Origin of the sequence: Dermacoccus sp. Ellin185, from assembly GCF_000152185.1 — a bacterium.
In the GTDB taxonomy this organism is placed as follows: domain Bacteria; phylum Actinomycetota; class Actinomycetes; order Actinomycetales; family Dermatophilaceae; genus Dermacoccus; species Dermacoccus nishinomiyaensis.
In genome coordinates this window covers 1-10,320 of sequence record NZ_AEIQ01000063.1, presented here as the reverse complement: position 1 = coordinate 10,320, position 10,320 = coordinate 1, and the positions used below count along the sequence as shown (strand labels likewise).

General features: G+C 71.1%; 7 protein-coding genes and 1 pseudogene. 6 read left to right on the top strand and 2 right to left on the bottom strand.

From position 1 onward, the window contains the following. Positions 1 to 149 precede the first annotated feature (149 nt). Together serC and pepN are read left to right on the top strand one after the other, a co-directional pair. Positions 150 to 1,304: a phosphoserine transaminase gene (gene serC, locus HMPREF0321_RS06010; protein WP_006944995.1), complete on the top strand. Its 1,155-nt coding sequence runs from the start codon at positions 150 to 152 to the stop codon at positions 1,302 to 1,304. A 42-nt stretch (positions 1,305 to 1,346) separates the two neighbouring features. Then, positions 1,347 to 3,920, top strand: a complete 2,574-nt coding sequence (pepN, locus tag HMPREF0321_RS06005; RefSeq protein ID WP_006944989.1) for an aminopeptidase N — start codon at positions 1,347 to 1,349, stop codon at positions 3,918 to 3,920. A 107-nt stretch (positions 3,921 to 4,027) separates the two neighbouring features. Here the strand turns inward: pepN and HMPREF0321_RS06000 are convergent, their stop codons facing one another. Together HMPREF0321_RS06000 and HMPREF0321_RS05995 are read right to left on the bottom strand one after the other, a co-directional pair. Continuing rightward, positions 4,028 to 5,269 carry an MFS transporter gene (locus HMPREF0321_RS06000; RefSeq protein WP_006944996.1) on the bottom strand — a complete coding sequence of 414 codons (1,242 nt, stop codon included), beginning with the start codon at positions 5,267 to 5,269 and terminating at the stop codon, positions 4,028 to 4,030. A 94-nt stretch (positions 5,270 to 5,363) separates the two neighbouring features. Then, a complete protein-coding gene (locus tag HMPREF0321_RS05995; RefSeq protein ID WP_006944997.1) occupies positions 5,364 to 6,026 on the bottom strand; it encodes a hypothetical protein in 663 nt (220 codons plus the stop codon). A gap of 110 nt (positions 6,027 to 6,136) precedes the next feature. Between HMPREF0321_RS05995 and HMPREF0321_RS05990 the strand changes: the two genes are divergently transcribed. The 4 genes and pseudogenes from HMPREF0321_RS05990 to HMPREF0321_RS16410 all read left to right on the top strand — a co-directional run. Next, complete coding sequence (locus HMPREF0321_RS05990) at positions 6,137 to 6,841, top strand: response regulator transcription factor (RefSeq protein ID WP_040014574.1); 705 nt, start codon at positions 6,137 to 6,139, stop codon at positions 6,839 to 6,841. Positions 6,842 to 6,975: 134 nt separating this feature from the next. Next, on the top strand, positions 6,976 to 8,412 hold the full coding sequence (locus tag HMPREF0321_RS05985) for a HAMP domain-containing sensor histidine kinase (protein WP_006944998.1): 1,437 nt from the start codon (positions 6,976 to 6,978) through the stop codon (positions 8,410 to 8,412). A 94-nt stretch (positions 8,413 to 8,506) separates the two neighbouring features. Further along, positions 8,507 to 9,958: a S1C family serine protease gene (locus HMPREF0321_RS05980; protein ID WP_006944991.1), complete on the top strand. Its 1,452-nt coding sequence runs from the start codon at positions 8,507 to 8,509 to the stop codon at positions 9,956 to 9,958. 71 nt (positions 9,959 to 10,029) lie between these two features. Next, a pseudogene (locus HMPREF0321_RS16410) lies at positions 10,030 to 10,320 on the top strand (AAA family ATPase); the annotation flags it as partial.

The window sequence follows — 10,320 nt, the reverse complement described above, 5'->3', positions numbered from 1 at the left end:
CCCGCGCCCGCGCGGGACGGGCCCGCGCGGGACGGCCCCGTCGACTCGCCATTTCGGCCGCGCCCAGCCCACGACCCGCCCTGCGGAAACGGTACCCGCCATGCGAAACGGGCGGCGCGGGCTGCAGCGCCCGTCCTAGAGTCGACAACGTGACTGACGCGAAGAGCAATGACGCGAAGAGCCCCGCCATCGTCATCCCCGACGCTCTCAAGCCGAGCGACGGACGCTTCGGTGCCGGCCCGAGCAAGATCCGCCCCGACGCACTCGCAGCGCTCGCCGCTGCAGGCGAGGGTGCAACTCCGCTGCTCGGCACGTCACACCGTCAGGCGCCGGTGAAGAACCTCGTACGCGAGGTGCAAGAGGGCCTCGCGCAGATGTACGACCTGCCTGACGGCTACGAGACGGTGATGGGTCTCGGCGGGTCGAACGCGTTCTGGGACGTGGCCGCGTTCAGCCTGATCGAACACCGCCAGCAGAACCTCGTCTTCGGCGAGTTCACCGCCAAGTTCGCGACGTCCGCGACGGCGCCGTTCCTCGAGGCGCCCGACATTGTCGAAGCCCCGGCGGGCAGCGTCGCCGAGGCGCAGCCGAAGCCCGGCATCGACACTTACGCGTGGGCGCACAACGAGACGTCGACAGGCGCGATGGCGCCCGTCACGCGCCCGGCAAACACCGACGACGACACGCTCGTCCTCATCGACGGCACGTCCGCCGCGGGCGGCCTGCCCGTCGACCTGACCGAGTGCGACGTCTACTACTTCGCGCCGCAGAAATCGTTCGCGAGCGACGGGGGCCTGTGGTTCGCGTTCATGTCCCCCGCCGCGATCGAGCGGGTCGCGCGCATCAAGGCGTCGGGCCGCTGGATCCCACCGTTCCTCGACCTCGACGCCGCCATCACGAACAGCCGTCAGGCGCAGACGTACAACACGCCGGCGCTCGCGACGTACGTCCTCATGAAGGCGCAACTCGACTGGTTCAACGCGAACGGCGGCCTCGACTTCGCCGTCGAACGTACCCGCGCCTCATCGAAGGCCCTCTACACGTGGGCGGACGCGCACCCGCACGCGACACCGTTCGTCACTGACCCGGCGCACCGCTCCCTCGTCGTCGGCACGATCGACTTCGACGACGCCATCGACGCGGCGGCGATCGCGGCGACGCTGCGCGCCAACGGCATCGTCGACGTCGAGCCCTACCGGAAGCTGGGACGCAATCAGCTGCGCGTCGGCATGTACCCTGCCGTGGAACCCACCGATGTGGCGGCGCTCACCCACTGCATCGACCACGTCATCGAACGGCTCTGACGCCACCGTCACCTCAGGCCGCTCCAACGAAAGGCCCACCGCGTGCCCCTCGCTCACAACCTCACTCGCGAAACCGCCCAGCACCGTTCTCGCACAGTGACATTGAGCGACCAATCCATTCACCTGGATCTGACGGGCGCGCCGACGGAGGCCGCGACGTTCACCTCGACGTCGACACTGCGCCTCACCTGCACCGAAGGTGCGGTGTCGATCGACCTCGTCGCCGATGCCGCCCCATGCGTTCTGCTCGACGGCGTCGAACTCGACGCGAACGCCACGAGCTTCGAGGATTCTCTCGTCACCGTCCGCGGCCTGACGCCGGGGCGCGAGCACGTCGTCACCGTCATCGCCGAGTGCCACTACAGCCACACCGGCGAAGGCCTGCACCGCTTCCGCGACCCGCAGGACGGCGAGACGTACCTGTTCACCCACTTCGAACCGACCGACGCCCGCCGCGTCTTCGCCTGCTTCGACCAGCCCGACCTCAAGACACACTTCGCGATCAGCGTCACCGCCCCGTCGCACTGGCTCGTGCGCAGCAACGGCGCACCCGAGAGCGCCGAACCGGCCGCCGCGAGCGACGAGACGCACGGCAACACCACCACCGACCTCACCCTCACGACGTTCACACCGACGATGCCGCAGTCGACGTACATCGTCTGCGTCATCGCGGGCCCATACGCGCTGGTCGAGGACGAGGCGGTGCTGAGCGACGGACGCCGCGTGCCGCTGTCGATCATGTGCCGCCCGGCGATGCGCGCGAGCCTGCCCAGCGCGGACATGCTGCGCTGGACGAAGGCCGGGCTGCCGTGGTGCGAGCGCAAGTTCGGCTGCAGCTACCCCTGGGGCACCTACGACCAGATCTTCGTGCCCGAGTACAACATCGGCGCGATGGAGAACCCGGGCCTCGTCACGTTCAACGAGAACTACCTCAAGCGCGGCGACGCGACCCGCAGCGAACGCGAAGCGCTCGCCACGACGCTGCTGCACGAGATGGCGCACATGTGGTTCGGCGACCTCGTCACGATGCCGTGGTGGGACGACCTGTGGCTCAAGGAATCGTTCGCCGACTTCATCGGCGCGCAGGCCGCGTCCGAAGTCACCGAGTTCGACGACGCGTGGGCCACGTTCGGGCTGGGCCGCAAGGCGTGGGCGTACTCCGCCGACCAGCTGCCGACGACGCACCCCATCGTCGCCGACATCCCCGACGTCGAAGCCGCGCGCGCCAACTTCGACGGCATCACCTACGCGAAGGGCGCCTCCGTGCTGCGCCAGCTCGTCGCGTACGCCGGTGAGGACGCGTTCTACGAGGGCGCGGCGCTGTACTTCGAACGTCACGCCTTCACGAACGCGACCCTCGACGACTTCCTCGACGCCCTCGGCGAGGCGAGCGGACGCGACATGACGGCGTGGGCGCAGGCCTGGCTGCAGACGTCGGGCCCCGACACGCTCGAGGTGGCCGGCGGCGTCATCACGCGCCGCGGCGACCGCACGCGCCCGCACCGCTTCCACGCCACCGCATTCGACGTCGAGGCGCCCGACGCCTCCGAAGCCGCCGCCTGGCACGCCGCCGGCGACGCGTGGCTCGACCTCGAAGGCGAGAGCGACACGCTCGAGCTGCCGGGCGAACTGCGTGGCGCGGTCGTCCTCGTCGACGACGAGGACTGGACGTACGCGAAGATCGCGCCGAGCACCGAGACGCTCGAGCTGTTCGCGACGCAGCTCTGCCACCTCGCCTCGGCGACGCATCGCGCCACGGCGTGGGGGCAGCTGTGGCAGGCCACGCGTGATGCGCGCCTGCCCGCCGAGACGTTCGTGCGCGCCGGGCTGACCCAGCTCGCGGACGAACCGTCGGCGACGATCGTCGACGGCGCGGGACGGTTCGCGATCGCCGCGATCACGTCCTACCTGCCCGACGCCGCCTCGCGCGCCGACTGGGCGCAGGCGTTCTGGCGTGTCGCGATCGACCGGGCCGACGCATCGACGGGCACCGATCTTCCGGGCGTGTGGCGCCGACTGGCCCTCCTCGTCGCGGCCCTCGCCCCGAGCGTCGACGATGAACTGCGCGCCCTGCTCGACGCGCACACCCCGTTCGAGCCCGACCAGGACGAGCGCTGGAGCGTCCTCACCTCACTCGCGGCGCACACCCGTGACGACGACGCCCGTCGCGACGTCGACGCCCGCCTCGCAGATGAACGCACGCGCGACACGACGCAGCGCGGCGCGGCCCAGGCGCTCGGCGCGACGGCAGCTCTCGGCCTCGACGACACCAAGCAGGCCGCGTGGCAGCGCGTCGACGACGCGTCGCTGACGAACGAGCAGGTCGCCGCGCTCGTCGCCGGGCTCACCCACCCCGCGAGCGTCGAGCTGGCCGGCGCGTACGCCGACAGCTACCTCGATCACCTCGAGACGTGGTGGCGCGAGCGCAGCCAGGTCATCGCCTCACGCCTCGTGCGCGTTCTGTTCGACACCCAGCCGAACACCGAAGCCGCAGAAGCCTGGCTCGCCTCGCATCCCGACGCGCCGGGGGCACTGCGTCGGATCGTCGTCGAGGAGGTCGACCAGCTGCAGCGTCGCCGCCGCGCGCAGGCCGTCAGCGACGGCTCGCGCCCCTGAGCCACATACCCGAAGGGCCGGGCCTCAGTTCGCGAGCTGCGCCACGAGCGGCACGAGCACGAACGCGGCGAGGGCGATGATGACGATGAGTCGGCGGGTCTTCGGGGTCATGTCGCCGATTCTCTCACCGCGAGATGGGTGGGCCGCATCGCGATGACGTCGCGCGCCGCGTAGTGCCGCACCCGCATCAGGGTGAGGCCGGCGACGAGCGTCGCGACGCCGACCGCGACGCTGCCGACCGCGATCGTCGCGCGGGCGCCGAAGGTGTTGCCGATCCACCCGATGAGCGGCGCGCCGACGGGCGTGCCGCCCATGAGGATCGCCATGTAGAGCGCCATGACGCGCCCGCGCAGCTGCGGGTCGACGGAGAGCTGGACGCTCGCGTTCGCCGTCGTCAACGCCGTCAGCGCACACAACCCGACGGGCACGAGGAACGCGCCGAACAGCCACACGTTCGGCGCCATCGCGGCGAGTGCGGAGAACACCGTGAACCCGGCGAGCGCCGCGAGCAGAAGCCGCAGTGACGGCGACTTGCGCCGGGCCGCGAGCAGCGCCGCGGCCAGCGACCCCACCGCCATCACCGACGAGATGATGCCGTAGGCGCGCGCGTCGGCGTGGAAGACGCTCGTCGCCATGAGCGCCGTCGTGATCTGGAAGTTCATGCCGAACGTGCCGAGCATGAACACGAGACCCATGATGAGCTGCAGGTCGCGCCGCCGACTCACGTAGGCGAAACCTTCGCGCACCCCGCCGCGGCCACGCCGTCGGGGCGCCGGCCGTAGTTCGCGCGGATTCATCGCGAGCAGCGCGGCGAGGACGGCGACGAACGACGCCGCGTTGAGCACCATCGCCCAGCCCGTGCCGATGCCCGCGATGAGCAGACCCGCGACGCCGGGGCCGATGAGGCGCGCCGCGTTGAACGACGCCGAGTTGAGACCGACGGCGTTCGTCAGGTGCCCCTCGGGCACGAGTTCGGAGACGAACGCCTGACGCGTCGGGTTGTCGAGGGCCGTCGCGATGCCCTGCACGAGGGCGATGCCGAAGACGCTCGCGAGCGTCGCCGAGCCCGTCAGCAGCAGCCTCGCGAGCACGAGCGACGTCACCGCGAGCGCGCTCTGGCTCAGCATGAGCAGACGCCGCTTGGGGTAGGCGTCCGCGAGGGATCCGGCGAACGGGGCGAGAAGGACGACGGGCGCGAACTGCGTCGCGGTGATCGCGCCGAGCGCGGCGGCGTCGTGGTGCGTCAGTTCGGTGAGGACGACCCAGTCCTGCGTCACGCGCCCGATCCACGTGCCGACGTTCGACACGAGCGCGCCGCTCGCGTAGAGGCGATAGTTGCGGATGGACAACGAGGCGAAGGTGGGGCTCGTGGTGACTCCTCAGGACGACATGGCTGACGGCAGTCTCGTCAACACCTGCCCCGTCCGGAATATTCCTTTTCGATCATTCTTCGGCGCCGGTCGCGCAGCCGTCGAGCACGTCCTCCTCGAGCACGTCGTCCCTGAGCCGCAGCCCGTACGTCGCGAGCGAGAGGTCGGCGAGCTTGCGCGTCGCCTCGGGGTCGTCGTCCTGCCAGGCGCGGGCGACGTCGTCGTCGATGGCGGCGAGCGCACGTGGCGAGGCGCTCGTCAGCGCTTCGAGCGCGAGCAACCGGCGTCCGCCCGGCATGGAACGCAGGCGGGCGAGGCGCCCCGCGGTGACGGCGTAGCGCAGGCGCGTCAGCAGCCACGGCACGAGCGCGAGGACGATCGGCAGCGCCGCCGTCAGGACCCCGAGCAGGACGGCGAAGCGGCCCAGCCCCGTCGCGAGGTCGTGCCCCGAGCCGGCCATGTCCGTCGCCGTGCCGGCGGCCTTGTCGAACGGGGTGCGCACCTCGGAACCGACGAACGGGACCTTCGCGACGGCATTCGCCGCGTCCGTCATGTCGAGCGCCAGGCTGGAGCTGCCGTGCTCGAGCTTCTGCGCGCCGCTCTGCGCCACGAGCGCCCGGTCGTGAACGACGGTGCCCGCCCAGATCGCGAGGACGCACCACAGCGCGAGGGCCACGTCGGCCACGATCTGACGGGTGCGGCGCGAACCGCGATCGGCGTAGAACTTGAGCCCCATGACGTGCCTTCTCTCCATCAGGATCGGGTGCGTGCCGCTGCGTGCCGTCCCATCGTAGGGGACACCTTCTCCAGCCGACTTCCAGCGAACGTCCAGTCGGGCGGGCGAGAATGACAGGCATGAGCACGCCCGAAGCACGCATCCTCATCGTCGAGGACGACACCAACATCCGCGAACTGCTCGCCACGAGCATGAAGTTCGCCGGTTTCGACGTCTCCGTCGCCGGCACCGGCAGCGAAGGGCTCGCCCTCGCCGCGACGCAGGAGTTCGACCTCGCCGTGCTCGACGTCATGCTTCCCGACATGGACGGCTTCGCCGTCACGAGCCGCCTGCGCGAGGGCGGACGCGAACTGCCGATCGTCTTCCTCACCGCGCGCGACTCCGTCGACGACACCGTCAAGGGCCTCACCGTCGGCGGCGACGACTACATCACGAAGCCGTTCAGCCTCGAAGAGGTCGTCGCGCGCATCCGCGCCGTCCTTCGCCGCACGAAGGCCGACGACTCGGACGGCCCCACCGTCACCGTCGGCGACCTCGAGCTCGACGACGACAGCCACGAGGTGCGCCGCGCGGGCCGCGTCATCGACGTCTCCCCCACCGAGTTCAAGCTGCTGCGCTACCTCATGCTCAACGCCGGTCGCGTCGTGAGCAAGGCCCAGATCCTCGACCACGTGTGGGACTACGACTTCCGCGGTGAGGCCGGCATCGTCGAGTCGTACATCTCCTACCTGCGCCGCAAGATCGACGTCGACGGTCTCGAACCGCTCATCCACACCAAGCGCGGCGTCGGATACGTGTTGCGCGAACCGCGCTGACGTAGGCGATCCCCCTGGTCTCCCCCGACGGCTACACGCTGCGCCAGCAGTACCTGCGACTGCGGCGCGGCGTCCACCGCTGGCCGCTGCGCGCCCGCATCGTCGCCGTCCTCGCCGGCCTGCTCGGCGCAGCGATGTTCGTCGTCGGCACTGCCGGGTCCTGGCAGCTGCAGAGCTACCTCGTCCAACGCGAGGACGCCGACCTCGTCGCCGCCGCGCCCACCCTCGTCGCCTCGACGATCCAGCAACAGGCCGAGCACGCGCGCGTGACGAGCGCCGTGCCCGTCAACGTGTATGCCGTCCGCATCGTCGGCGCGCAGGAGACGAACGACTTCGTCCCCGCCACGGGGCCCCGCCCCGACTTCCCCGACGTGACGAAGGCCAGCGCCATCGCGCACGGCGGGCACCCCTACACCGTCCACTCGCAGGGCGAGAGCACCGTGTCGTGGCGCGTCGTCGAAGGCATCGACGAGACCACCGGCGAGCCGTACGCCGTCGCCGTCAGCATGGCGAACGTCGACACCGTCGTGCGACGCATGCAGGTGCTCACCATCGGCGTCAGCGCAATCGCACTGCTGTTCGCGACGCTCGCGGCGCTGTGGGCGGTGCGGCGGGCGATGCGACCACTACGAGCCATCGAGGACACCGCCGCCGCCATCGCCGCGGGCGACCTGACACGCCGCGTCCCCAACCCCGACTCCGCCGACGAGATGGAGAGCCTTGCGCGCTCGCTCAACGTCATGCTCAGCCAGGTCGAACGCTCGATGGAGATCAAGGACCGCAGCGAGGAGAGCATGCGCTCCTTCGTCGCAGACGCCTCGCACGAGCTGCGCACTCCCCTCGCCACCGTCCGCGGCTACGCCGAGCTGTACCGTCAGGGCGCGGTGAGCGACCCCGACGACGTCGCCGCCGCCTTCCGCCGCATCGAGGACGAGGCGAAACGCATGAGCGCCATGGTCGATGACCTGCTCCTGCTCTCTCGCCTCGAGACGGAGCAGCGCGCCGCGACGATCGGGGCCACCGCGCCCGGCACGCCGCGACGCCACCACGACGTCGACCTCACCGTCATCGCCGCGGACGCCGTGAGCGACGCAGAGGCCCGCGGGGACGGCGAGCGCCGCTTCGCACTGCACGGGCTCGGCGGCGGCCTGGGCCCCGTCATCATCAGCGCAGACGAGCAGCGCCTGCGCCAGGTGATGACGAACCTCGTGAGCAACGCCGAACGCTACGCTCCGGGCACCGAACCCATCGAGGTCGGCGTCGGTGCGGTCGACGGGCGCGCCGTCGTCGAGGTCGCCGACCACGGCCCCGGCATCCCCGCCGACATGCGTGGCCGCATCTTCGAACGCTTCTACCGTGCCGACGTCGCCCGCAACCGCGCGAGCGGCAGCACCGGCCTCGGCCTGTCGATCGTCGCCGCGATCGTCGCCGCCCACGACGGTGAGGTGAGCGTGCGCGAAACCCCCGGCGGGGGCGCGACGTTCGTCGTCAGTCTGCCGCTCGCCGCGCCGGATTCACAGGCGCAGCACAGCTCGCATCACGTTGCCGACGAGACTGATGACGTCGAATAGCCTCGACTGACTACTCTCGTGACCCGAGAGGCCCCCTCAGCGCATCGACCGACGCAGCCCGCGTCAGCGCCGATCCGAGACCAGGAGCAGTGCCATGACCGAGACGCCCGACAGCGCCCCGAACCCCGACGAGCGACCGGACGGCGCCCGCCGTCACCAGCTGCCGGGCCAGGCTCCACGCCCTGACGACACGCAGGTGATCCGCTCCGAACCGGCCCGCCTCGACGCCCCGCCCGCCGGTGCGATGCCGGCGTCCGCCCCCGCGCCGACGTCCGGGCCTCAGCCCGGGTACCAGCCGAAGCCCGGGTACCAGCCGCAGCCCGGGTATCAGCAGCCGTGGGCTCAGCCGGGATACGAGCAGCCGGGAGCGGCGTACGGCGTCGGCTCGCAGCCTGCCGGTGGCGGGCGTTCGGGACGCGGCGGGCGCGGCCTCGCGCAGATCGGTGCGGCCTCGCTCCTCGCGGCGGCCCTCGCATCAGCCGGGACGTACGCCGTCGTCCAGCGCGACGACACCGGCGCCGTCTCGGGCGGCGGCAACTCGACGGTCATCAAGGCCGACCCGGCCGACTTCGCCGACGCCGGCGCGATCAACTGGTCGGCGACGGCCGCGAAGGTCAACCCGAGCGTCGTCTCGATCGACGTCAGCTCCGGCTCCAGCGGCGGCGAGGGCTCCGGCGTCGTGCTCGACAAGAGCGGCAACATCGTGACGAACAACCACGTCGTCAGCGGCGCCGGGTCGAACGCGACCGTCACCGTCACGCTCAACAACAACCGCACCTACCCAGCGAGCGTCGTCGGCACCGACCCGTCCACCGACCTCGCCGTCATCCGCATCAAGGACGTCCCGGACCTGCACCCCGTCGAGATGGCCGACGACAGCAAGCTCGTCGTCGGTCAGCCCGTCATGGCTGTCGGCAACCCCCTCGGCCTCGCCGGCACCGTGACGACGGGCATCGTCTCCGCCCTCGACCGGCCGGTGACGACGAGCGAGAGCGACTCCGACAGCTCCTCGACGTCGACCTCGACCGTCGTGACGAACGCGATCCAGACGAGCGCCGCGATCAACCCGGGCAACTCGGGTGGCGCGCTCGTCAACGGCAGCGGCAAGCTGATCGGCATCAACTCCTCGATCGCGTCGCTGTCGAACGGCGCCTCGGGCGGCCAGAGCGGCAACATCGGCATCGGCTTCGCCATCCCGAGCAACGTCGTGAAGAACATCTCGGGCCAGCTCATCGCCAAGGGCAAGGCCGAGCACGCGCTGCTCGGCATCGGCACGTCGCCGACGGAGGTCAAGAGCGGCAACGCGACGCTGACGGCGGCGAAGGTCGCGTCCGTCGCCCCCGGCAGCGGCGCCGCCAAGGCGGGGCTGCGCAAGGACGACGCGATCACCGCGATCGACGGCGAACCCGTCACCTCGCCCAACGCGCTCGTCGGTCAGGTGCGCTCGCGTACCGTCGGCAGCGCCGTCAAGCTGACGATCATCCGCGACGGTCGCCAGCAGGAGGTCTCGGTGACGCTGGGAGCTCAGTCCGACGTCAAGAATTGAGCGCTCCCCGCAACGGGTGCCAGGCGTAGAGTGAGGGATTCTGCCTCCACTGCCCCCGAAGGTGGTTCGCCTTGCCCGCTCCCGTGCTCGAGCCTGCGCTCGACCCCGTCCTCGACCACGAACGCGCGCACCTCGCCGCCGCACGCGCCCAACTCGCGCGCATGCGCGATTCGGCCGCCTCGCTCGACGCGTCGCGGGCCAGCGACGCCGTCAGCGGCGAGGCGCTCGGGGCGACGCTCGCCCGCCGCGTCGCGGCGCTGACCGACGACCCGTCGACGACGCTCTTCTTCGGCCGCATCGACTGGCGCGACCCGGCCGCGGGTGACGCCGCGCGCCTCGAGGAGCTCTACGTCGGGCGGCGC

Excerpts from the sequence above, each read along its gene's own strand:
- HMPREF0321_RS05990 (WP_040014574.1), top strand. The coding sequence starts at position 6,137 with ATGACAGGCATGAGCACGCCCGAAGCACGCATCCTCATCGTCGAGGAC.
- HMPREF0321_RS05985 (WP_006944998.1), top strand. The coding sequence starts at position 6,976 with ATGTTCGTCGTCGGCACTGCCGGGTCCTGGCAGCTGCAGAGCTACCTC.
- HMPREF0321_RS05995 (WP_006944997.1), bottom strand. The coding sequence starts at position 6,026 with ATGGGGCTCAAGTTCTACGCCGATCGCGGTTCGCGCCGCACCCGTCAG.
- HMPREF0321_RS05980 (WP_006944991.1), top strand. The coding sequence starts at position 8,507 with ATGACCGAGACGCCCGACAGCGCCCCGAACCCCGACGAGCGACCGGAC.